33 protein-coding genes and 4 pseudogenes are annotated in these 22,862 nt (G+C 23.3%); 28 read left to right on the top strand and 9 right to left on the bottom strand.

From position 1 onward, the window contains the following. Nucleotides 1–31 precede the first annotated feature (31 nt). The 3 genes and pseudogenes from AAHM78_RS03685 to AAHM78_RS16715 all read left to right on the top strand — a co-directional run. Nucleotides 32–730 (top strand): annotated as a pseudogene (locus AAHM78_RS03685) (IS30 family transposase); the annotation flags it as partial. Between the two features lie 70 nt (nt 731–800). After that, on the top strand, nt 801–1,193 hold the full coding sequence (locus tag AAHM78_RS03680) for a transposase family protein (protein ID WP_342254190.1): 393 nt from the start codon (nt 801–803) through the stop codon (nt 1,191–1,193). Between the two features lie 255 nt (nt 1,194–1,448). Next, on the top strand, nt 1,449–1,670 hold the full coding sequence (locus AAHM78_RS16715; RefSeq protein WP_425289784.1) for a transposase: 222 nt from the start codon (nt 1,449–1,451) through the stop codon (nt 1,668–1,670). A 247-nt stretch (nt 1,671–1,917) separates the two neighbouring features. On the opposite strand, the pseudogene AAHM78_RS03675 reads toward AAHM78_RS16715, so the two are convergent. Next, a pseudogene (locus tag AAHM78_RS03675) lies at nt 1,918–2,085 on the bottom strand (Rid family hydrolase); the annotation flags it as partial. A 69-nt stretch (nt 2,086–2,154) separates the two neighbouring features. On the opposite strand from AAHM78_RS03675, the gene AAHM78_RS16710 reads away from it, so the two are divergent. The 12 genes and pseudogenes from AAHM78_RS16710 to AAHM78_RS03635 all read left to right on the top strand — a co-directional run bounded on the left by AAHM78_RS16710 (nt 2,155) and on the right by AAHM78_RS03635 (nt 9,419). Further along, nucleotides 2,155–2,547, top strand: coding sequence for a helix-turn-helix domain-containing protein (locus AAHM78_RS16710; RefSeq protein WP_425289761.1), 393 nt, complete (start codon nt 2,155–2,157; stop codon nt 2,545–2,547). A 50-nt stretch (nt 2,548–2,597) separates the two neighbouring features. Beyond that, nucleotides 2,598–2,819, top strand: coding sequence for a hypothetical protein (locus AAHM78_RS16705; RefSeq protein WP_425289783.1), 222 nt, complete (start codon nt 2,598–2,600; stop codon nt 2,817–2,819). Then, a complete protein-coding gene (locus AAHM78_RS16700; RefSeq protein ID WP_425289782.1) occupies nt 2,783–2,962 on the top strand; it encodes a transposase in 180 nt (59 codons plus the stop codon). The genes AAHM78_RS16705 and AAHM78_RS16700 overlap by 37 nt, the downstream gene beginning before the upstream one ends. 17 nt (nt 2,963–2,979) lie before the next feature. Next, nucleotides 2,980–3,225: pseudogene (locus tag AAHM78_RS16695) on the top strand (IS30 family transposase); the annotation flags it as partial. Between the two features lie 337 nt (nt 3,226–3,562). Beyond that, complete coding sequence (locus tag AAHM78_RS03665; RefSeq protein ID WP_342254397.1) at nt 3,563–5,185, top strand: ABC transporter ATP-binding protein/permease; 1,623 nt, start codon at nt 3,563–3,565, stop codon at nt 5,183–5,185. A gap of 188 nt (nt 5,186–5,373) precedes the next feature. After that, entirely contained in the window at nt 5,374–5,766 is a 393-nt protein-coding gene (locus tag AAHM78_RS03660) for a transposase family protein (protein WP_342252835.1), read from the top strand. Nucleotides 5,767–5,816: 50 nt separating this feature from the next. Continuing rightward, the gene (locus tag AAHM78_RS03655; protein ID WP_342254611.1) at nt 5,817–6,191 is read left to right on the top strand and encodes a transposase family protein; all 375 of its coding nucleotides are present in this window, start codon (nt 5,817–5,819) and stop codon (nt 6,189–6,191) included. Between the two features lie 17 nt (nt 6,192–6,208). Beyond that, nucleotides 6,209–6,454: pseudogene (locus AAHM78_RS16690) on the top strand (IS30 family transposase); the annotation flags it as partial. Between the two features lie 337 nt (nt 6,455–6,791). After that, complete coding sequence (locus AAHM78_RS03650; RefSeq protein ID WP_342254396.1) at nt 6,792–7,130, top strand: ATP-binding cassette domain-containing protein; 339 nt, start codon at nt 6,792–6,794, stop codon at nt 7,128–7,130. Further along, nucleotides 7,112–8,413: an ATP-binding cassette domain-containing protein gene (locus AAHM78_RS03645; RefSeq protein WP_342254395.1), complete on the top strand. Its 1,302-nt coding sequence runs from the start codon at nt 7,112–7,114 to the stop codon at nt 8,411–8,413. The genes AAHM78_RS03650 and AAHM78_RS03645 overlap by 19 nt, the downstream gene beginning before the upstream one ends. Before the next feature lie 188 nt (nt 8,414–8,601). Further along, a complete protein-coding gene (locus AAHM78_RS03640) occupies nt 8,602–8,994 on the top strand; it encodes a transposase family protein (protein WP_342252835.1) in 393 nt (130 codons plus the stop codon). Between the two features lie 50 nt (nt 8,995–9,044). After that, complete coding sequence (locus tag AAHM78_RS03635; RefSeq protein WP_342255014.1) at nt 9,045–9,419, top strand: transposase family protein; 375 nt, start codon at nt 9,045–9,047, stop codon at nt 9,417–9,419. Nucleotides 9,420–9,452: 33 nt separating this feature from the next. On the opposite strand, the gene AAHM78_RS03630 is transcribed toward AAHM78_RS03635, so the two are convergent. Both AAHM78_RS03630 and AAHM78_RS03625 read right to left on the bottom strand, forming a co-directional pair. Beyond that, on the bottom strand, nt 9,453–10,259 hold the full coding sequence (locus tag AAHM78_RS03630) for a formate/nitrite transporter family protein (RefSeq protein ID WP_342254394.1): 807 nt from the start codon (nt 10,257–10,259) through the stop codon (nt 9,453–9,455). Between the two features lie 41 nt (nt 10,260–10,300). Further along, nucleotides 10,301–11,251 (bottom strand): L-lactate dehydrogenase, encoded by a 951-nt coding sequence (locus AAHM78_RS03625; RefSeq protein WP_252320496.1) that lies wholly within the window; start codon nt 11,249–11,251, stop codon nt 10,301–10,303. Between the two features lie 595 nt (nt 11,252–11,846). Between AAHM78_RS03625 and AAHM78_RS03620 the strand changes: the two genes are divergently transcribed. Both AAHM78_RS03620 and AAHM78_RS03615 read left to right on the top strand, forming a co-directional pair. Further along, a complete protein-coding gene (locus tag AAHM78_RS03620) occupies nt 11,847–12,335 on the top strand; it encodes a hypothetical protein (RefSeq protein ID WP_342254393.1) in 489 nt (162 codons plus the stop codon). Nucleotides 12,336–12,346: 11 nt separating this feature from the next. Then, nucleotides 12,347–12,472, top strand: coding sequence for a hypothetical protein (locus tag AAHM78_RS03615; protein ID WP_286642115.1), 126 nt, complete (start codon nt 12,347–12,349; stop codon nt 12,470–12,472). Here the strand turns inward: AAHM78_RS03615 and AAHM78_RS03610 are convergent. Further along, on the bottom strand, nt 12,469–13,290 hold the full coding sequence (locus tag AAHM78_RS03610; RefSeq protein WP_342252843.1) for an IS1595 family transposase: 822 nt from the start codon (nt 13,288–13,290) through the stop codon (nt 12,469–12,471). The two genes, AAHM78_RS03615 and AAHM78_RS03610, sit on opposite strands and share 4 nt — an antisense overlap. Nucleotides 13,291–13,442: 152 nt before the next feature. On the opposite strand from AAHM78_RS03610, the gene AAHM78_RS03605 reads away from it, so the two are divergent. The 4 genes from AAHM78_RS03605 to AAHM78_RS03590 all read left to right on the top strand — a co-directional run bounded on the left by AAHM78_RS03605 (nt 13,443) and on the right by AAHM78_RS03590 (nt 14,835). Then, entirely contained in the window at nt 13,443–13,835 is a 393-nt protein-coding gene (locus tag AAHM78_RS03605) for a transposase family protein (protein WP_342252845.1), read from the top strand. Nucleotides 13,836–13,885: 50 nt separating this feature from the next. Then, nucleotides 13,886–14,260: a transposase family protein gene (locus tag AAHM78_RS03600; protein ID WP_342255013.1), complete on the top strand. Its 375-nt coding sequence runs from the start codon at nt 13,886–13,888 to the stop codon at nt 14,258–14,260. 174 nt (nt 14,261–14,434) lie between these two features. Then, nucleotides 14,435–14,626: a hypothetical protein gene (locus tag AAHM78_RS03595; RefSeq protein WP_342253945.1), complete on the top strand. Its 192-nt coding sequence runs from the start codon at nt 14,435–14,437 to the stop codon at nt 14,624–14,626. A gap of 2 nt (nt 14,627–14,628) precedes the next feature. After that, the gene (locus AAHM78_RS03590) at nt 14,629–14,835 is read left to right on the top strand and encodes a hypothetical protein (RefSeq protein WP_342254392.1); all 207 of its coding nucleotides are present in this window, start codon (nt 14,629–14,631) and stop codon (nt 14,833–14,835) included. Nucleotides 14,836–14,926: 91 nt separating this feature from the next. Here AAHM78_RS03590 and AAHM78_RS03585 read toward each other — a convergent pair whose 3' ends face one another. Then, nucleotides 14,927–15,292, bottom strand: a complete 366-nt coding sequence (locus AAHM78_RS03585) for a transposase family protein (RefSeq protein ID WP_342254958.1) — start codon at nt 15,290–15,292, stop codon at nt 14,927–14,929. Between the two features lie 59 nt (nt 15,293–15,351). Next, on the bottom strand, nt 15,352–15,744 hold the full coding sequence (locus tag AAHM78_RS03580) for a transposase family protein (protein WP_342254391.1): 393 nt from the start codon (nt 15,742–15,744) through the stop codon (nt 15,352–15,354). A gap of 56 nt (nt 15,745–15,800) precedes the next feature. Between AAHM78_RS03580 and AAHM78_RS03575 the strand changes: the two genes are divergently transcribed. From AAHM78_RS03575 to AAHM78_RS03555, 5 genes are all read left to right on the top strand, one after another. After that, on the top strand, nt 15,801–15,926 hold the full coding sequence (locus tag AAHM78_RS03575; protein ID WP_342253078.1) for a hypothetical protein: 126 nt from the start codon (nt 15,801–15,803) through the stop codon (nt 15,924–15,926). 14 nt (nt 15,927–15,940) lie between these two features. Then, nucleotides 15,941–16,666 (top strand): ERF family protein, encoded by a 726-nt coding sequence (locus AAHM78_RS03570; protein WP_342254390.1) that lies wholly within the window; start codon nt 15,941–15,943, stop codon nt 16,664–16,666. Further along, nucleotides 16,659–17,198, top strand: a complete 540-nt coding sequence (locus AAHM78_RS03565; RefSeq protein ID WP_342254389.1) for a hypothetical protein — start codon at nt 16,659–16,661, stop codon at nt 17,196–17,198. The genes AAHM78_RS03570 and AAHM78_RS03565 overlap by 8 nt, the downstream gene beginning before the upstream one ends. A gap of 3 nt (nt 17,199–17,201) precedes the next feature. Beyond that, the gene (locus AAHM78_RS03560; protein ID WP_342254388.1) at nt 17,202–17,393 is read left to right on the top strand and encodes a hypothetical protein; all 192 of its coding nucleotides are present in this window, start codon (nt 17,202–17,204) and stop codon (nt 17,391–17,393) included. A 120-nt stretch (nt 17,394–17,513) separates the two neighbouring features. Continuing rightward, nucleotides 17,514–19,199 carry a hypothetical protein gene (locus tag AAHM78_RS03555; protein ID WP_342254387.1) on the top strand — a complete coding sequence of 562 codons (1,686 nt, stop codon included), beginning with the start codon at nt 17,514–17,516 and terminating at the stop codon, nt 19,197–19,199. A 216-nt stretch (nt 19,200–19,415) separates the two neighbouring features. Here the strand turns inward: AAHM78_RS03555 and AAHM78_RS03550 are convergent, their stop codons facing one another. Further along, nucleotides 19,416–19,613, bottom strand: coding sequence for a hypothetical protein (locus AAHM78_RS03550; protein WP_342254386.1), 198 nt, complete (start codon nt 19,611–19,613; stop codon nt 19,416–19,418). Nucleotides 19,614–19,678: 65 nt separating this feature from the next. On the opposite strand from AAHM78_RS03550, the gene AAHM78_RS03545 reads away from it, so the two are divergent. Together AAHM78_RS03545 and AAHM78_RS03540 are read left to right on the top strand one after the other, a co-directional pair. Continuing rightward, nucleotides 19,679–20,638: an IS1/IS1595 family N-terminal zinc-binding domain-containing protein gene (locus tag AAHM78_RS03545; protein WP_342254385.1), complete on the top strand. Its 960-nt coding sequence runs from the start codon at nt 19,679–19,681 to the stop codon at nt 20,636–20,638. A 195-nt stretch (nt 20,639–20,833) separates the two neighbouring features. Then, on the top strand, nt 20,834–21,778 hold the full coding sequence (locus AAHM78_RS03540; protein WP_342254384.1) for an IS30 family transposase: 945 nt from the start codon (nt 20,834–20,836) through the stop codon (nt 21,776–21,778). A 297-nt stretch (nt 21,779–22,075) separates the two neighbouring features. Here the strand turns inward: AAHM78_RS03540 and AAHM78_RS03535 are convergent, their stop codons facing one another. Continuing rightward, entirely contained in the window at nt 22,076–22,525 is a 450-nt protein-coding gene (locus AAHM78_RS03535) for a hypothetical protein (protein WP_342254383.1), read from the bottom strand. A 45-nt stretch (nt 22,526–22,570) separates the two neighbouring features. Continuing rightward, complete coding sequence (locus AAHM78_RS03530) at nt 22,571–22,816, bottom strand: hypothetical protein (RefSeq protein WP_342254382.1); 246 nt, start codon at nt 22,814–22,816, stop codon at nt 22,571–22,573. Nucleotides 22,817–22,862: the final 46 nt, after the last annotated feature.

The raw sequence follows: 22,862 nt of genomic DNA, 5'->3' as shown, positions 1-22,862 counted from the left end.
CTATAATTAAGAAAAGAAAGGAATTAGCGCAATGTATAAGTATCTGAGTATTGAATCAATAATAGCAATAAAATAATATAAAAATTATGGATTTTCGATTCGTAAAATAGCAAAAATTGTTGATTATAGTAAATCAACTGTACATAGAGTTTGTAGATTATCAAATAAAAACTTATTGCCATTAGAAATATTGAATCAATTTCAAAAAAATAAACAAAATGCAGGCAGAAAATTAATATTTTTAACTTTAACAGAAATTAATGGTATTAATCATTTGTTAATTACTAAAAAGTATGCTCTTGATATAATTGCTAACTTTTTAAAGGAAAATAAAATAAAAAGTATTTCAACAAAAACTTTATATAACATGTTTAAAACAAATCGAATGGGTTTTGATGAAAATAACTTATTGAGAAAAGGCAAAAATAAATCTCACAAACAAAAAGAAACTAGGGGCAAAATTAATAATTGTAAGTCTATTCATGAAAGAAATTTAATCATTCCTAATATTAAAAATATACAAGAATTTGGTCATTTAGAAGGTGATACTACCATTGGCAAAGATCATAAAAGTTCTATTATTACTTTGGCTGATATATGATCAAAAACCACAATTCCTTTAGTAACTAAAAATCATAAATCAGAAAATATTACGAAAAGTATAATAAAATTTATTTCAAAGTTACAAAAAGGAACAGTTAAAACCATTACTTTTGATCGTGGTAAAGAATAGACTTGGTGCAAAACCTTTAATTTTAACAATTTAACGATTATTATTAATATTAAAGGTGATAGTTATTATGTTGAAAAAATATAAAGATGATCAAGAATTTTATAGTTTAGTCGGCATAAAGCCACAAACACTTTATAAAATGCTTGAAATTTTAAAAATTGCTGAGTCTAAACAAAAATATTATGGTGGTAGAAAAAATAAAATTGTAATTGAAGAGCGTTTATTAATGACTTTAGAATATTGAAAAGACTATAGTAGTTATATAGTTATTGCAAAAAAATATAATATTAGTCATACTAGTTGCATTCATAATATTTTTTGAATTGAAAATATTTTAATAAAAAGCGGAATTTTTAATTTACCTGGAAAAAAAGATTTAACAAAAAATAAAGGTACTAATAATAATTTGTTAGCTATTGATGCTACTGAAACTCCAATTGAAAGAATTAAAAAAAACTAAAATTACTTTTTTCAGGTAAAAAGAAACATCATTCTCTCAAATCCCAAATAATTATTGATATTTCCAATGGAAAAATTATTTCAACTGCTTTTTGTTTTGGAAGCATTCACGATTTTAAATTGCTTCTAAAATCTAAAACTTTTATTCATCCAGAGTTATCAAGGTATACAAAATATTCATAAAAATACATTTTTGCCATTTAAAAAAAGTAAATACAATCAATTAACACCAATTCAAAAATAATACAATAAAACTTTAAGTAAAATTAGAATTAAAATTGAACACGTATTTGCTAAACTAAAACGTTTTAAAATTTTAAATTTAAAATATCGCAATAAAATACGAAGATTTGCATTAAGATTTAATTTAATAGCAGGAATATATAATTTTGAATTACCTTGGTTTTGCACCAAGTCTAATATTGAATATTATTTTTTGTTAATTTATAATTTATTTTTAAAATTAAGATTTATTTAGAATGTATTTTATTATTGTTTTAAGTATAAAATATTTAGAATTTTGAGAAAAGTGTGAAATTGTAGTAAGAATATTAAATTGGAAAGTGTAGTAATGTATCATTAAAAATGATATTAGTTTATTTTACTAATATCATTATTATATGAATAAAACTTTTTAAATTTTAAAGTACTTTTTCTAAATAAATCTTGACTTAATTTTATAGTTAAAAATTTAGATATGCAATAAAAAAATAAAATTAGAAAAATTATTTTAAATAAGCAATTGCTTCAATTTCAATTAATGCATCTTTGGGGATTCTAGCAACTTGAACTGCTGCTCTTGCTGGAGCGTGTGTACCAAATATTTCTTCATAAACTTTATTCATTTCAACAAAGTGATTTAAGTCTTTTAAGAAAATATTAACTTTTACAATAGACTTGGTGCAAAACCTTTAATTTTAACAATTTAACGATTATTATTAATATTAAAGGTGATGGTTATTATGTTGAAAAAATATAAAGATGATCAAGAATTTTATAGTTTAGTCGGCATAAAGCCACAAACATTTTATAAAATGTTTGAAATTTTAAAAATTGCTGAGTCTAAACAAAAATATTATGGTGGTAGAAAAAATAAAATTGTAATTGAAGAGCGTTTATTAATGACTTTAGAATATTGAAAAGACTATAGTATTTATAGAGTTATTGCAAAAAGATATAATATTAGTCATACTAGTTGCATTCGTAATATTTTTTGAATTGAAAATATTTTAATAAAAAGCGGAATTTTTAATTTACCTGAAAAAAAAGATTTAACAAAAAATAAAGGTACTAATAATAATTTGTTAGCTATTGATGCTACTGAAACTCCAATTGAAAGAATTAAAAAAAACTAAAATTACTTTTTTCAGGTAAAAAGAAACATCATTCTCTCAAATCCCAAATAATTATTGATATTTCCAATGGAAAAATTATTTCAACTGCTTTTTGTTTTGGAAGCATTCATGATTTTAAATTGCTTCTAAAATCTAAAACTTTTATTCATCCAGAAAAACAAGTTTTTGTTGATTCAGGTTATCAAGGTATACAAAATATTCATAAAAATACATTTTTGCCATTTAAAAAAAGTAAATACAATCAATTAACACCAATTCAAAAAAAACTTTAAGTAAAATTAGAATTAAAATTGAACACGTATTTGCTAAACTAAAACGTTTTAAAATTTTAAGTTTAAAATATCGCAATAAAATACGAAGATTTGCATTAAGATTTAATTTAATAGCAGGAATATATAATTTGGAATTACCTTAGTTTTGCACCAAGTCTAATTTAGTAAATGAAGATTAATCGAAAAAATTTGTAATGTCAAAATTTATTTTGCAGATCCTGGTAAACCCTGCCAAAGGGGTTTAAATGAAAATAATAATGGTATTTTAAGAAGATATTTACCAAAATCTACAGATCTATCTTCATATAAACAAAAAGATTTAAATTTTATAGCATTTCAAATTAATTCTACACCCAGAAAATCGCTCTCTTATAAAAGACCAATAGATTTAATACAATTATTTTAAAAAACTGTCCCATTTATATTTACAAATCAGGTAAAAAAACCACTTACTTTCAAAAATAAAGTAAATCGTTAAAAACTTATATTTTTTGAATATTATCGTAATAATACACTATTTTAAAATAGTGTTATAAATAATGCTATTAATTGAAATTTTTATAAAAAAGATAACTTTTAAAAACATATTTAAAAAGTATTAACAATATTACTTAACTAAAAATAAAAAATGATTTACTCATATTTTAATTGTTAACAGCAGCAAGATGATATATAATGATTTATTAGAACCAAATTTAGATAGTGAAAATAGTAGTTTAAATTGAAAAGAGAGGAAATAAAAAATGTTAGAAAAAGAAACCAAAACAAATTTAACAGAAACAACACATGAAAAAAGAATTAAAAATAGTGACTTTCTAATTAATGCTACTGACATTGTTAAAGTATACGGTGATAAAACGGTTTTAAATAAATTAAATATTCAAATTAAAGCTGGTGAGCGAATTGGAATCATTGGTGCAAATGGTAGTGGTAAGTCAACACTGACAGAAATTATTGCTGGTATTAGACATGCAACTTCAGGAGTTATTGAAAAAAAAGAAGGTATTGTTATTGGTTTCCAATTTCAAGAATCAAAATATCCACCAGGCATTACTGTTATGGATATGCTTACTTATTATTTAGAAACATTTAATATCGAAATCAATGTTGGTCAATTAAATGAATTATTAAATACCTATCAATTATCAGCTGCTAAAAATAAAAATATTATGTTTCTATCTGGTGGTCAACAACAACGACTTAATATATTATTAAGTGTTATTCATAAACCTGACTTGGTTATTTTAGATGAAGTATCAACTGGTTTAGATATTGAAGTTAAGGAAGAAATATTTGATTTTTTACAAAAAAATATTGTTGAAAAAAATGTAGCAATGATTTTAGTTACTCATAACATGAGTGAAATTGAACATTTCTGTACACGTATCATTTATATGCACGATGGTGACATTATTGAAAAACGGACTGTTAAAGAGGTTGTTAAAGAATATGGTTCAGTTCATAACTATACATCTCAACAATTTCAAAAATATAAAAAACCTACTATTGCTGCAGAAAAAGAAGCATTATCTAAGAAAAAAGGTCAGCAAGATCCAAACAAAATTGTAAATGCCGCAAAAACACGATCTTCTAAACAAATACCGTTATTGAATTTAATGTTTAAATATTATCTAAAAGGCTTCTTTGTCCCATTTTTTCTAATTATTTATCCAATTCTAATCTTGGGAATTCAAGGAGAATCAATACGGCATACTGGTGCTGATGTTTCTGGCACCATTACTGCCGTTAAACAAATGATTGCTGGTATTGCGATTGTTAATATTATTTCAGTTGGAATATTTATTATTCCTCAAACAATTATTGAATTTAAATTATCTGTATTACTAAAAAGAATTGGTGCAACTAATATTCATCCCTTATTTTTTGTTACTGCTGTAATTATCATCGGTGTATTTGCTTCAATAATTTCTTTCTTATGAACATTATTATGAGGTGGCATTTACTTTGGTGGTACGTATGGCTGAAGTGTTATTGCTCTTCCTACTCAAATTGGTGCTTCGATTCCATGAATTATTATTATTTTTATCACTACTATTGGTTTGGGAATAATGTTAGCATCATTATTTAAGACTATTACTTCATTTATTGCTGTTGCCAACGTATTATATTTACCTGTTGCTTACTTAAGTGGCTCAATTATGCCTATTGATTGAATTACAAGTAGTAAAGTATTAAATATTATTAGTTATTTCTCACCATTTAAATACTCTACTTTGCCTTACTTTGAATGTTGAAATGGAACATTTAAAATGACATGAGAAATGTATTTATATGGAGGTATTAGTTTAATAATACTAGCAATTTTTATGGGAATTGCTGCTCGCAAATTAAAATGACAAGATTAATAATCTAAATTTAAAAGTGATTGGAATTCCCAATCACTTTTAATATTTTTTAATTATTTAAATAATAATTCCTTACTTAAATCTAAACTTACTACTCATTGATAAGAGTTTATTATAATAGACTTGGTGCAAAACCTTTAATTTTAACAATTTAACGATTATTATTAATATTAAAGGTGATAGTTATTATGTTGAAAAAATATAAAGATGATCAAGAATTTTATAGTTTAGTCGGCATAAAGCCACAAACATTTTATAAAATGCTTGAAATTTTAAAAATTGCTGAGTCTAAACAAAAATATTATGGTGGTAGAAAAAATAAAATTGTAATTGAAGAGCGTTTATTAATGACTTTAGAATATTGAAAAGACTATAGTAGTTATAGAGTTATTGCAAAAAGATATAATATTAGTCATACTAGTTGCATTCGTAATATTTTTTGAATTGAAAATATTTTAATAAAAAGCGGAATTTTTAATTTACCTGGAAAAAAAGATTTAACAAAAAATAAAGGTACTAATAATAATTTGTTAGCTATTGATGCTACCGAAACTCCAATTGAAAGAATTAAAAAAAACTAAAATTACTTTTTTCAGGTAAAAAGAAACATCATTCTCTCAAATCCCAAATAATTATTGATATTTCCAATGGAAAAATTATTTCAACTGCTTTTTGTTTTGGAAGCATTCATGATTTTAAATTGCTTCTAAAATCTAAAACTTTTATTCATCCAGAAAAACAAGTTTTTGTTGATTCAGGTTATCAAGGTATACAAAATATTCATAAAAATACATTTTTGCCATTTAAAAAAAGTAAATACAATCAATTAACACCAATTCAAAAAGAATACAATAAAACTTTAAGTAAAATTAGAATTAAAATTGAACACGTATTTGCTAAACTAAAACGTTTTAAAATTTTAAGTTTAAAATATCGCAATAAAATACGAAGATTTGCATTAAGATTTAATTTAATAGCAGGAATATATAATTTTGAATTACCTTAGTTTTGCACCAAGTCTAATTTAGTAAATGAAGATTAATCGAAAAAATTTGTAATGTCAAAATTTATTTTGCAGATCCTGGTAAACCCTGCCAAAGGGGTTTAAATGAAAATAATAATGGTATTTTAAGAAGATATTTACCAAAATCTACAGATCTATCTTCATATAAACAAAAAGATTTAAATTTTATAGCATTTCAAATTAATTCTACACCCAGAAAATCGCTCTCTTATAAAAGACCAATAGATTTAATACAATTATTTTAAAAAACTGTCCCATTTATATTTACAACTCAGGTAAAAAAACCACTTACTTTCAAAAATAAAGTAAATCGTTAAAAACTTATATTTTTTGAATATTATCGTAATAATACACTATTTTAAAATAGTGTTATAAATAATGCTATTAATTGAAATTTTTATAAAAAAGATAACTTTTAAAAACATATTTAAAAAGTATTAACAATATTACTTAACTAAAAATAAAAAATGATTTACTCATATTTTAATTGTTAACAGCAGCAAGATGATATATAATGATTTATTAGAACCAAATTTAGATAGTGAAAATAGTAGTTTAAATTGAAAAGAGAGGAAATAAAAAATGTTAGAAAAAGAAACCAAAACAAATTTAACAGAAACAACACATGAAAAAAGAATTAAAAATAGTGACTTTCTAATTAATGCTACTGACATTGTTAAAGTATACGGTGATAAAACGGTTTTAAATAAATTAAATATTCAAATTAAAGCTGGTGAGCGAATTGGAATCATTGGTGCAAATGGTAGTGGTAAGTCAACACTGACAGAAATTATTGCTGGTATTAGACATGCAACTTCAGGAGTTATTGAAAAAAAGAAGGTATTGTTATTGGTTTCCAATTTCAAGAATCAAAATATCCACCAGGCATTACTGTTATGGATATGCTTACTTATTATTTAGAAACATTTAATATCGAAATCAATGTTGGTCAATTAAATGAATTATTAAATACCTATCAATTATCAGCTGCTAAAAATAAAAATATTATGTTTCTATCTGGTGGTCAACAACAACGACTTAATATATTATTAAGTGTTATTCATAAACCTGACTTGGTGATTTTAGATGAAGTATCAACTGGTTTAGATATTGAAGTTAAGGAAGAAATATTTGATTTTTTACAAAAAAATATTGTTGAAAAAAATGTAGCAATGATTTTAGTTACTCATAACATGAGTGAAATTGAACATTTCTGTACACGTATCATTTATATGCACGATGGTGACATTATTGAAAAACGGACTGTTAAAGAGGTTGTTAAAGAATATGGTTCAGTTCATAACTATACATCTCAACAATTTCAAAAATATAAAAAACCTACTATTGCTGCAGAAAAAGAAGCATTATCTAAGAAAAAAGGTCAGCAAGATCCAAACAAAATTGTAAATGCCGCAAAAACACGATCTTCTAAACAAATACCGTTATTGAATTTAATGTTTAAATATTATCTAAAAGGCTTCTTTGTCCCATTTTTTCTAATTATTTATCCAATTCTAATCTTGGGAATTCAAGGAGAATCAATACGGCATACTGGTGCTGATGTTTCTGGCACCATTACTGCCGTTAAACAAATGATTGCTGGTATTGCGATTGTTAATATTATTTCAGTTGGAATATTTATTATTCCTCAAACAATTATTGAATTTAAATTATCTGTATTACTAAAAAGAATTGGTGCAACTAATATTCATCCCTTATTTTTTGTTACTGCTGTAATTATCATCGGTGTATTTGCTTCAATAATTTCTTTCTTATGAACATTATTATGAGGTGGCATTTACTTTGGTGGTACGTATGGCTGAAGTGTTATTGATCTTCCTACTCAAATTGGTGCTTCGATTCCATGAATTATTATTATTTTTATCACTACTATTGGTTTGGGAATAATGTTAGCATCATTATTTAAGACTATTACTTCATTTATTGCTGTTGCCAACGTATTATATTTACCTGTTGCTTACTTAAGTGGCTCAATTATGCCTATTGATTGAATTACAAGTAGTAAAGTATTAAATATTATTAGTTATTTCTCACCATTTAAATACTCTACTTTGCCTTACTTTGAATGTTGAAATGGAACATTTAAAATGACATGAGAAATGTATTTATATGGAGGTATTAGTTTAATAATACTAGCAATTTTTATGGGAATTGCTGCTCGCAAATTAAAATGACAAGATTAATAATCTAAATTTAAAAGTGATTGGAATTCCCAATCACTTTTAATATTTTTTAATTATTTAAATAATAATTCCTTACTTAAATCTAAACTTACTACTCATTGATAAGAGTTTATTATAATAGACTTGGTGCAAAACCTTTAATTTTAACAATTTAACGATTATTATTAATATTAAAGGTGATAGTTATTATGTTGAAAAAATATAAAGATGATCAAGAATTTTATAGTTTAGTCGGCATAAAGCCACAAACATTTTATAAAATGCTTGAAATTTTAAAAATTGCTGAGTCTAAACAAAAATATTATGGTGGTAGAAAAAATAAAATTGTAATTGAAGAGCGTTTATTAATGACTTTAGAATATTGAAAAGACTATAGTAGTTATAGAGTTATTGCAAAAAGATATAATATTAGTCATACTAGTTGCATTCGTAATATTTTTTGAATTGAAAATATTTTAATAAAAAGCGGAATTTTTAATTTACCTGGAAAAAAAGATTTAACAAAAAATAAAGGTACTAATAATAATTTGTTAGCTATTGATGCTACCGAAACTCCAATTGAAAGAATTAAAAAAAACTAAAATTACTTTTTTCAGGTAAAAAGAAACATCATTCTCTCAAATCCCAAATAATTATTGATATTTCCAATGGAAAAATTATTTCAACTGCTTTTTGTTTTGGAAGCATTCATGATTTTAAATTGCTTCTAAAATCTAAAACTTTTATTCATCCAGAAAAACAAGTTTTTGTTGATTCAGGTTATCGAGGTATACAAAATATTCATAAAAATACATTTTTGCCATTTAAAAAAAGTAAATACAATCAATTAACACCAATTCAAAAAGAATACAATAAAACTTTAAGTAAAATTAGAATTAAAATTGAACACGTATTTGCTAAACTAAAACGTTTTAAAATTTTAAGTTTAAAATATCGCAATAAAATACGAAGATTTGCATTAAGATTTAATTTAATAGCAGGAATATATAATTTTGAATTACCTTAGTTTTGCACCAAGTCTATTAAACTAATAATATATTTATAATGTTATTTTTGGTAATTCTTTTCTAAAGATTAAATAATACATACCAGGTAATAAAATACCACCACCAATAAAATTACCAAATAAGGTTGGAAGTTGTACTTGATAACCAAATTGTAAAAAGTCATTAAATCCACTATGAATTCCATAAATATTAAACAAAGGTCCTAATCCTCAAACATAAGAATTTGCTACAACGTGAGAAAAACCAGATAAGGCAAAAACCATAATTACTAATCCTATTAATAAAAATTTAGCAGTAGATGAACGAGTGGCATGAGAAATATAAACACTTCCTGCTACTAAAAAATTACATAATATACCACTAAAAAAGACTTTTCATCAAGACATTACTAATTTATGATTAAAAATACTAACAGCATTATCCAAAAAAGCTTGATTATCAAAAAATCCTGCTCATCATGTAAATAATGAAAGAATAAAACAACCTATAAAATTACCAATTAATACTACTAGTAAGTTAATTAACATTCTTGTTAACTTAACTTGTTTTTTTATTAATGGCATAAATATCATGGAATTAGAAGTAAAAAGTTCACCACCCATAAAGACAATCATAGTAATTGCTAAAGTAAAAATAAAACCAAATGTTAAATTTTTAATACCATTATCACTTAATCCTCTACTACCAAAAATAGCCGCAATATAAGCAATACCAACAAAAAGTCCGGCCGCAATACCCATTAAAAAAGTTTTTAATAACGGACTTTGTGCTTTCTTTAATGCATACTTATAAACAGCAATATAAGTTTCAATACTTGTTAATGTTTCTTCATTATTCATATTTTCTACACTTGTATTCACGAATAAACTACTCCTATATTTTATTTAATAGCAGCAAAAGCTGTTTCTAAAGTTTCTTTAATAATTGCACAAGATTTATCAAATGCTGTTTGCTCTTCTTTCGTTAATGGTAACTGAACTACTCTTTTTCAACCTTTTTCGTAAAGTATTGTTGGTACACCAATATAAAAACCTTGCTGTCCATATTCTCCTTGTAAATAAGCACCCGCTACTAAAACGTGATTTTGTCCTTCAAGGATATTTCTTACTAATAATGCCAATGCTGCACCAATACCATAAAAAGTTGCGCGTTTTAATTTAATAATTTTATAAGCTCTTTGTGCTACTTCTTTTCTTAATTCTTCTAAATCTTTTTCTTTAATTCTACCTTCAGTAATTTGTTGATAAATAGTTTTATTACCTACCGAAACCGAACTTCAAGGAATCATTGAAGAATCACCATGTTCACCAATTACATAAGCAGCAACTGACTTTGGATTAACTGCAATTTTTTCTCCAATTAAATATTGTAAACGTAAGGTATCTAAAATTGTACCAGAACCTAATACTTGATGATAATCAAATTGTGTAATTTTTTGATAAACAGTTGTCATTATATCAACAGGATTAGATGCAATAATAGTAACACCTTTAAATCCTGATTTTTTAATTTCTAAAGCAATGCTCTTCATAATTTTGGCATTATCTGCTACCATATTTAATCTTGTTTCACCATCTTTTTGTGGTCTTCCAGCAGTAATAACAATAATATCAGCATCTTTACAATCACTGTAATTTCCAGCCTTAATTGAAATAAAAGGATGATCTAAAGCTGCTTGACAATCAGCAAAATCAATCGCATTACCTTCAGCTATACCTTCAAAAGCATCAATTAATACATATTCTTGGGCTAAACCTTGATTAATGGCACTGTAAATAAAACTACTACCAACAGCTCCACATCCAACAAGGACAATTTTTCGTTTTGCCATATTTACCTCCATATTTTTTGCATTTCATGTAACAGTACTTTATCCTCGGCACTATTTTAATAACTTACTTTTTAAAATAAAAGTTACAATGATATGTAATATTTTTATTATGCTTTTTATATAAGAATGTTAAAAAAATAAAAATCTAATTAACAAGGACAAAAATTTATTACATTTTTATCTTACCACTATTTTAATACAAAAATAAAACTTATTTTTTTATTAAAAGGGCGTATCAAGTTAATGGTTAGATTTAATAAGAACTTAAATGAGAGATAATAATCTCATTTTTAATTGTTCAACAATTATAATTAATTATTTTATTAAACCTATACTTTATTAAAGTAATTAATTATTCCAAATTTAATAAAAATTATAAAAGCTATTGTATAGGAATTTGCAAATAGTAATTTTTGTCATGCTCTTTTACAACTTGATATTTTTTGGTTCCCTTCCCTTAGAACCCCTACCCTCCAAGGCTTTGCTACTTACAGTAGCATAAGCCTTACGTATAGTAAGTAGAAATATTTAGTTAGTAGTATATAAGCCTTTTATCACTGTAGGTGATAAGGCTTATACATAGAAAGGATACGTAATGATTAATGTTAATTTAGATATTAAAAATAAAATTAAAGAAACAACTAAAGGTATGTTATTAGAAATTGGTGAATATGAAACATGATTTCCTATTAAAGATACTATTATTGATGAAAAAAATAAAAAAATAGCATTAAAAATAATTGAAGATTTTTATTATAAATTGGGTAAAAAATCAATAACAAAAGATATTGAAAGTGTTAAAGGTAGTGATATTTTAAAATATATTAAAAATATTCCAAATATTACTAGAAATGAAAATAAATTAATATCTTGTGAATTTTATGAACAATATAATGGTTATTATATTTTTAAAAATGATAAAAATCAAGAATGTTTTAAATATAAAATTACATGAGAACAAGATATGAAAAGTTTTAAAATTAATAATCCATATAAAGATAATTATTTAGCAATAAATTATATTGTTATGCCGATGAAAGAAATAAATATTCATAATGAAAAAATATTTTATTTAAAGTATTAAAGGAAATTAATATGTTATTAAATGTTGAAAAAATTGAATTAATAAAAAAGGCTTTTCTCCCTTTATGTACTATTTTTAAATTTTATCACATAAATGCTGAGAAAAGCCTATCTACGGACTTCTCCCCACATTTTTAAATCAAACATAACATTACAGTTTCAAAACTAGGTATATTGTTGAATTTATATGCCGATTCTTTTGCGTATAAATGAACATGATGTTTTTCAACTTTGATATGTGTTTTAAATGTTCGTCTGATGTGCTTTCATGCCGATTCAATCTGGTTTATGTTTACACCAGTTTTTGAAACATAGCCATCTTGATGGTTAACTGTTTCATGCTTAGTGAAAACTGATTTAAAATGGCGATATCCTTTTCAAGAATCAGTATGTACATCACACTTTGAAGAAATGTGGTTTCTTGCAAATTGCAAAAGATTTTTTTGATTTGCATTTTTCAACACTTTCACAATTAAATTATTGGTTGTTTTTTCATAAATCCCAACAATCAAAGTTTTATTTTTTAAGGATCTTCCTTGTTTTTTAAAACCCATATGTGAAAGATACATTTCATCCATTTGCACTATGCCCTCAACAATGAATTGAGGTTCTTGTTTTGCAATTGCACTTCGGATTTTATGACCCATTCTTCAAGCAGTTTTCAAAGTTACTCCCAATTCTTTTGCAACATCAGTTGATGGAATTCCATGTTTGGTGTTTATTCATCTAAAGATGAGATAAAACCAAGATGTCAAAGGTGTTTGTGACTTGTAAAAAATGGTGTCATGAAGAATACTAAATGTTTGATGACATTTCAAACATCTTATTCTTCTTAAATCAGAAGTATTCAAATTTGTTCAAGAACACCTCATACATTTGTTTTCCTTCAAACTTGCTATATATTTCAAACAATCTTTTTCTGTTTGAAATATATTGTTGAACTCATTCAATTTCATTGTTTCCTCCACAAGTACATGTGGGGAGAAGTCCGATAAAAAATTTATGTAATGAAAAATTACTTAAAAATAAAAAATATATTAGACTTGGTGCAAAACCTTTAATTTTAACAATTTAACGATTATTATTAATATTAAAGGTGATAGTTATTATGTTGAAAAAATATAAAGATGATCAAGAATTTTATAGTTTAGTCGGCATAAAGCCACAAACATTTTATAAAATGCTTGAAATTTTAAAAATTGCTGAGTCTAAACAAAAATATTATGGTGGTAGAAAAAATAAAATTGTAATTGAAGAGCGTTTATTAATGACTTTAGAATATTGAAAAGACTATAGTAGTTATAGAGTTATTGCAAAAAGATATAATATTAGTCATACTAGTTGCATTCGTAATATTTTTTTAATTGAAAATATTTTAATAAAAAGCGGAATTTTTAATTTACCCGAAAAAAAAGATTTAACAAAAAATAAAGGTACTAATAATAATTTGTTAGCTATTGATGATACTGAAACTCCAATTGAAAGAATTAAAAAAAACTAAAATTACTTTTTTCGGGTAAAAAGAAACATCATTCTCTCAAATCCCAAATAATTATTGATATTTCCAATGGAAAAATTATTTCAACTGCTTTTTGTTTTGGAAGCATTAATGATTTTAAATTGCTTCTAAAATCTAAAACTTTTATTCATCCAGAAAAACAAGTTTTTGTTGATTCAGGTTATCAAGGTATACAAAATATTCACAAAAATACATTTTTGCCATTTAAAAAAAGTAAATACAATCAATTAACACCAATTCAAAAAGAATACAATAAAACTTTAAGTAAAATTAGAATTAAAATTAAACACGTATTTGCTAAACTAAAACGTTTTAAAATTTTAAGTTTAAAATATCGCAATAAAATACGAAGATTTGCATTAAGATTTAATTTAATAGCAGGAATATATAATTTTGAATTACCTTAGTTTTGCACCAAGTCTATTGAAATAAAAGAAATATTAAAAATTATAGAAAGGAATGAATAATTATGGAATGTAGAGAATATAGAATTAAAGGTTCGTGTGATATTTGTCATAAAAATTCATCATATGGAAATAGAACTTGTAATAAATGTTTTTATAAATTAATAGGTGAAAAAAATGAAATGTAATATACATAATGAAAAATATATATGAATAAGTGAATTACATGGAATTGATAATAGTTATTATTGTAATAAATGTATTAATGACACGATTGAAGAAGATATGTATTTAACATCAAATAATTGAGATTACTTATATGAATATTATATTAATGAATTACAATTAGAAAATTTTAAAGGAGTGTAAAAATGAATCAATTAGAATTACAAAATGAAATGAAATTAATAGAAAAATTTGAAGAATTACAAGAAGAATTTAATAGTAAATATGAAGATTTAGAAATTAACATTAATGCTGATGGTGATTTAAAAATTAGTTTTGATTATTTTAATTATAAAAATGTAAATCAATTAGAACAAGTAATTATTGATTATAAAAGAATTATTAAAGGTTAAAGGAGATGAATAAATATGACAGCAGCACCCAAAAAGAAACCAGAAGATTTAATGATTAAACAAATTATTGTTCATTAGACTTGGTGCAAAACTAAGGTAATTCAAAATTATATATTCCTGCTATTAAATTAAATCTTAATGCAAATCTTCGTATTTTATTGCGATATTTTAAACTTAAAATTTTAAAACGTTTTAGTTTAGCAAATACGTGTTCAATTTTAATTCTAATTTTACTTAAAGTTTTATTGTATTCTTTTTGAATTGGTGTTAATTGATTGTATTTACTTTTTTTAAATGGCAAAAATGTATTTTTATGAATATTTTGTATACCTTGATAACCTGAATCAACAAAAACTTGTTTTTCTGGATGAATAAAAGTTTTAGATTTTAGAAGCAATTTAAAATCATGAATGCTTCCAAAACAAAAAGCAGTTGAAATAATTTTTCCATTGGAAATATCAATAATTATTTGGGATTTGAGAGAATGATGTTTCTTTTTACCTGAAAAAAGTAATTTTAGTTTTTTTTAATTATTTCAATTGGAGTTTCAGTAGCATCAATAGCTAACAAATTATTATTAGTACCTTTATTTTTTGTTAAATCTTTTTTTCCAGGTAAATTAAAAATTCGGCTTTTTATTAAAATATTTTCAATTCAAAAAATATTACGAATGCAACTAGTATGACTAATATTATATCTTTTTGCAATAACTCTATAACTACTATAGTCTTTTCAATATTCTAAAGTCATTAATAAACGCTCTTCAATTACAATTTTATTTTTTCTACCACCATAATATTTTTGTTTAGACTCAGCAATTTTTAAAATTTCAAGCATTTTATAAAATGTTTTTGGCTTTATGCCGACTAAACTATAAAATTCTTGATCATCTTTATATTTTTTCAACATAATAACTATCACCTTTAATATTAATAATAATCGTTAAATTGTTAAAATTAAAGGTTTTGCACCAAGTCTATTTAAGATTTACTGAAAAAGATTATGAAAAATTAAAAGAAATTTGTGAAGAAAGAAATATGAAAATTAATGGTTTTATAAGAAATTTAATTAAAAAAGCAATAAATAAATAGAAAGAGTGATTATAATGAATAATTTATATAAAAAAATACTTAAATTACAATTAGAAATTGGTAGTACACCTAAAAATGGTTTTAATAAATTTGGAAATTATAAATATTGATTATTAAGTGATATTTTTAATAAATTTAAATTATTATGTAAAGAATTAAATATTGTGATTACACATGAAGATATATTAACAACTGATAGAAAAATAAATTATTTAGATACCAAAGAAGTAGAAATAACTTATTTTAAAAGATATACAATTATTGATTTAGATAATGATAAAGAAATTAAATATTTTGATATATTAGCATGTGCTAAAAATACAGATATAGCAAAAGCAAAAGGTAGTGCAGAAACTTATGCTTATAGATATTTTTTAATGAATTTATTATTATTAAGTGAAGATGAACTTGACCCAGATAATGATAATGTTAATTTAATTCAAAATAATAAGCAACAAAATAATTATATTAATAATAATGTAAAAATACAAAATGAAAAATGAGAACCAACTGAAAAACAATTAGATTATTTTGAAAAATATATGATTACAAATACAGTTTTATTTGATGAATGTATAAGAGAAGATATGGAAAAATTAAATCCAAGTAATAATAAAGATTTTTTAATATTAATGGGTGAAAATTATTTAAAAGTATTATTTGATAAATTTAAAGAAATTCGTGAAAGATTTAAAAATTTAAAAAATAATAATAAAAATGAGTATAGAAATTATGAATAATTATTTACTTTCAGTAGACCCAAGTATAAAAAATACTGGATTTACTTTATGAGATATTAAATGATGTCGTGGAGGATGTGGTAAAGAAATATATCATCACCATACACCAATATGAATAAAAAGTTTTAATTTTCAAAAACAATATGATTTTTATTTAGAAGTAAAATCAAAAGTACATGATTTAATTGAAATTACAAGAAAAATTAGCAAATTTAATATAGTTATTGAACGTGGTACTTTTCATAGTAAAAATGGTATTGGTTATGAAACACAAGAACATTTACGTGGTTTTATTGCTGGACCATTTAATAAACTTATAACAAAAGATATGCTTATTAGTCCAAGTAAATTAAAAAGTTGATATAAAGAAAATTATAAAAATATCACAATAGATTATAGTAATTGAAAAAAAGAATATTCTTTAATATTAGTTAAAGATTTAATTACTTTTAATAATTGAAATATAACCGTTAATAATCATGATGAAGCAGATAGTTTATTAATTGGTTGATATTATTTAAATAAGGAGTAAATAATGCAAAAAGAAAAACAAGAAAAAGTATTATTAAAATGTATTGTTAAAGATTGTAATAGTAAAATATTAGTTACTTTAAAAACTGTAAATATAGAAGATAGTGTAGTTCAATTTTTTAATATGTGTTATTTTCATAAAAAACAATTTAAAAATAAAATAAAAGAAATTAAAGAATATTATAAAAAAGATTAAACAAGTATAAATAAAATAATGGTGTAGAATAACCTCATAAACTTAATATAAGTTTTTAACTCATTACTTTATTTTAAAGTAAATGGGTTTTTTATGTTTAAAATAAAGAGGTATAAAATTATGAAATATTTTAATCCAAGTTATTGATTTAAATTATGATTATTATCTGCACCATTATTTAATGATAAAACACAAGGTATTAATGCTAAGTCAATTGATAATAAAAAGATTAAAGATTGAGTTAGTAACAATACCAGTTTAGAATCAATAGATGAACCAAATAGCTTTACAAATACAAGTATTAATTATCAACCATATAATTTAAATGAAACAAATCAAAATATTGACCCAATTTATCAAAAAGAATTAGAAACAAGTACACATAAACATAGACATGAAAAAAGTAGAAATAGACATAAAAGACAACCAAGAAATAATAATGAATGAGCAATTAACGTAAATATACCATTATTTTCTCAAGAAAATGTTGTTTGATGTGCTATTGCTACTTCTGAAGCAATTTTAAGAAATTTAGGATTAAATATAAATAATTTTTTAGATAGAATAAATTTAAGTAGGGAGGGCGCTGGTTTAACTGAATACTCTAGTTTCCAACATTATTTATCTGAAAGAATGAATGTTGAATATTTGAGAAATGAAAATAATGAAATTATAGGTGGTGGAGTATATTCAGAAAATGTTGTCAATATAATTAATGATATTATTACAAGTGAAAATATACAAACACAACCATATACAATACAATTTTTTCACGCACCACGTTATTTTGGGCTTCAAACAACTGCTGATAACATTCCAGGTAATACAGTTGATGAAGCAATACGTAATCAATGAAATCACTTATCAGAAACATTAAATATTGCAAGAAGTATTAGACAATTAGAAGAACAATTAGGTATTCAAAATGCAAATATAGAAGAAGCAAATCGTAGGATTAATGAACAAATTCAAGCAAATATAGAAATAAATTTTAGAGATACTTTTTTTCGTAACTTAGATTCACTAGTTCGTTCAAGTTTACAAAATAATATGCCATTGATTTTTGGTCAAGGTTTTCAGCCAACTTATAGAGCATATGGAGGGTATGCAGGACATTCTATTTTAATTGTTTCAACTTCTTCAAATGGTAATGATCCACAAGAAGATTTATCAAACATTCGTTATAGAGTTATAGACCCAGGTACTCGACAATATGCAATCTATACTGCTCGTGATTTATATTATGCTGGTGGCGATGTTTTTTCTTTAATTAGTTCAAATTCTAATAATTTACAATTACAAAATATTGGAATAGATTTTGCAAATTTTCCTAATAATAATCAAGGAAATAACGCAAGATTTTTGCAAGAAATTGTAAGGCCGGCATTAAATAATTTTTTATTATTTTCTTTTATTTATTATAACCAAAATATAAATTGTAATAATAGACGATTAGGTAGAGATTTAAAAAGTTCGATAACAAATCTTTTAAATAATAAATTTTGTGATTTAAAACCACAAATTGAAAAAATTCAAGGAAAAATAACTGCAATAAAAGTTTTAGATGAAAATACAAAAGGTGAAAATTTAAAAGAAGGAGATATTTTACTAGGAACAACTGAAGGACTTTATTTAATTCGCCAGGGTGATAGGATTGATAAATTTGATAATTTAAATTATTCAATTAAAGATATTATTTTAGATAAAAAAAATGAGATTTATTTTTTATCTCATAGTGGAGAAGTTATTAATTTAAAAATTAATATTAATATGCTTAAGAATAAATATTTTAAGTTCTACTATTAGTAGTATTACTATTTTTTCTAAATTAGAACAAATAAAAATATTAAGCATAAAAGAAATAACTAAAAATAGTAATGATAACTACTTAAAAGAAGGAGATATATATACTTGAACAGATGATGGAGGATATTTAATTCGTAATTGGGATTTATTTGGAAAAATAGATATCAATAAACATTATATTATTCACCATGATGATAATCATATTGAAGAAGTACATTATAATCATAATAATAACACATATTGTCATAGTACAGGCAAAAAAAATGCTGCTGTTAGTACTGCAACGGCAATAGGAGCAACAACAGGTAGCATTATTCCTGGAATAGGAACATTGATTGGAGCAGCAGTTGGTGGTTTGATTGGCGAAATTGGAGCAGTATTTATAACTGCAGAAGGATGTTTTAATTTTCACAAAAAATCTTGATATTACTTTTAATTTTAAATTAAAAGTAATATTTTTATATCAGGGGTGATTTTTTGTGACTAATAATGAATTAATTGGTGTTTTAAAAAACAAAAAAAATGAAGAATTTATAAAAATTATTAGACATTTTAAAAATAGAATTAAACAAATTGAGAAAAAAGAAAAATTAGATGCAATTGATAAAAAATTTAAAGAAAAAGGAATTCAATGTCCAAATTGTAAATCTTATTGATGTGTAAAAAATGGTTTTAAGAATAATAAGCAAAAATATTTATGCAAAGATTGTAAAAGTAGCTTTGATGCTTTAAGAAATCATTTTTTACATTGAAGTCATTTATCTCATGAACAATGAGATTGAATAATTTGATTGTCATTGTTAGGTCAATCTGCTTATACTATTTCTCAATTTGCTAAAATTTCAAAAACATCAGCATGATTTAATCGTCAAAAATTTATGAAATCATCACAATTAGCAAAAACACAAAAACCATTCACAAAATTAAAAGGTAGAATTGAAATTGATGAAACCTTTATCAAAGAAATTCATAAATGAAATTTCAAAAATCCAGATGATCCAAGAAAAAAATGAATTGAAGAAAATGCTAAAGATTTAAACTGTTGTATTGAAATGGCAATTGATGAAAATAAAAATATTTATGCTCAAACAACAAATACTAAAAGATTAACAAAAAAATGAGTACAAGAAAATTTAACATCTAAGCTTATCGAAGAAAAATCAATTATAGTTTGTGATATGCAAATACTATATGATACAGTAGCTAAACAAACAAAATGTACTCTCAAGAAATTTAAATCAAAAGAAAATAAAGAATTAAATTATAAAAATTTAAGTAATATCAGTAAAATACAATCAAGTTTAAAAGAATTTATTACTCATTATCATGGCATTGGATTTACCAATATTCAAAATTACCTCAATTTATGAAAATTTAAATACCGACATTATAAAATATCACCTTATGCAAAATCTGAAGCATTATATTTCAGTTTGTAAAAAAAATAAATCCCAAAATTAAATAAAATCAAATTTTAGGCCAGGTTGATGATTTTTTTTATTTCATCAAGAGTTTTTTTGAAAATTAAAAGAAGGATGTGGTTATAAATCTTTAATTGTAAAATTAAAAAGGACACTTATATAAAAATTAAATTGTGTTAGTTCTATAATTAAGAAAAGAAAGGAATTAGCGCAATGTATAAGTATCTGAGTATTGAATCAATAATAGCAATAAAAGAATATAAAAATTATGGATTTTCGATTCGTAAAATAGCAAAAATTGTTGATTATAGTAAATCAACCGTACATAGAGTTTGTAGATTATTAAATAAAAACTTATTGCCATTAGAAATATTGAATCAATTTCAAAAAAATAAAAAAAATGCAGGCAGAAAATTAATAATTTTAACTTTAACAGAAATTAATAGTATTAATCATTTGTTAATTACTAAAAAGTATGCTCTTGATATAATTGCTAACTTTTTAAAGGAAAATAAAATAAAAAGTATTTCGACAAAAACTTTATATAACATGTTTAAAACAAATCGAATGGGTTTTGATGAAAATAACTTATTGAGAAAAGGCAAAAATAAATCTCACAAACAAAAAGAAACTAGGGGCAAAATTAATAATTGTAAGTCTATTCATGAAAGAAATTTAATCATTCCTAATATTAAAAATATACAAGAATTTGGTCATTTAGAAGGTGATACTATCATTGGCAAAGATCATAAAAGTTCTATTATTACTTTGGCTGATATATGATCAAAAACCACAATTCCTTTAGTAACTAAAAATCATAAATCAGAAAATATTACGAAAAGTATAATAAAATTTATTTCAAAGTTACAAAAAGGAACAGTTAAAACCATTACTTTTGATCGTGGTAAAGAATTTAGTAAATGAAGATTAATCGAAAAAATTTGTAATGTCAAAATTTATTTTGCAGATCCTGGTAAACATTGCCAAAGGGGTTTAAATGAAAATAATAATGGTATTTTAAGAAGATATTTACCAAAATCTACAGATCTATCTTCATATAAACAAAAAGATTTAAATTTTATAGCATTTCAAATTAATTCTACACCCAGAAAATCGCTCTCTTATAAAAGACCAATAGATTTAATACAATTATTTTAAAAAACTGTCCCATTTATATTTACAACTCAGGAATTAAAAAGAGAAATATTTGATATAAATAACTTAAAAGAAAAAAATGAACTTAAAAATCTAAAAAAATGAACTAATGAATTTACAAAATCTATTAATCATGAACAACATTTAGCAATTGATAATAAAACAAATTTTATTAAAAGTAATATAACAAGTTTATAATAAATTTATAAAGAAAAAAAAGTTACCAATAAGGTAACTTTTTAATTAGGTGCCAACCTAACTCATATACAGAATTAATTATACTTACTTAAGTAAGTACTTTTATATTTTTCCCGAAAAAGAATTTACAATAATATTAAAATAAGGAGAACCATTTTTAGAAACATTAATATTAGCATTTTTAATAACAGTATTAGATAATTTATCTTTTATTTCTTTTTCTGTAGAGTTTTCATTAAGTTTATATACATCTAAAATTTGTTTTAAATTACTATTATTATTTACAACAAAATAAACATATTTTGCTTTTTCATAAAGAGAATTTATATCATCTGGTATAGAAGTTTTACCAATAATATTTTTTTTATCAATTTTAAAGAAAATAAAAGGTTTTTTTTTGTCAAATGTTTCAACATTAATTTCTTTAATTTCACTAAAAAATATATCATATTTTTGTGGTAAAACATCTGGATTATTATTACAAGCAATTATACTAGCACTAGATGTACTTGATAAAATTATTGTTGTTAAAATTCTAATTAATTTTTTCATGAAATTATTCACCTACTTATCATTAATGGTTTTTATTATAGCACATTATCTAGGATTAAATACTATTTTTGAAATAGTTAATTTATAGTATTTATAATATCTTATATATTGTGTTATTGGTCTTAAAATATCTTTTTCACTAAAAAGCGCAAGTTCTAATTGCATGATATTTGGAAATAATTGGACAATTAAATTAAATTCTTTATCATAAAAATCAAAAAATCCTAACATTGTATCTTTTTTATTTTCAATGCTTTGTGCAACAATATAATCATCAATTTTAGATTGCATATAAGTATTTTCAATACTAGACTTGGTGCAAAACCTTTAATTTTAA

Source organism: Spiroplasma endosymbiont of Zeiraphera isertana, assembly GCF_964030805.1.
Lineage (GTDB): Bacteria > Bacillota_I > Bacilli_A > Mycoplasmatales > VBWQ01 > Spiroplasma_E.
Note: the sequence above shows the minus strand (reverse complement) of the source record. Positions and strands in the feature narration are given on the sequence as shown.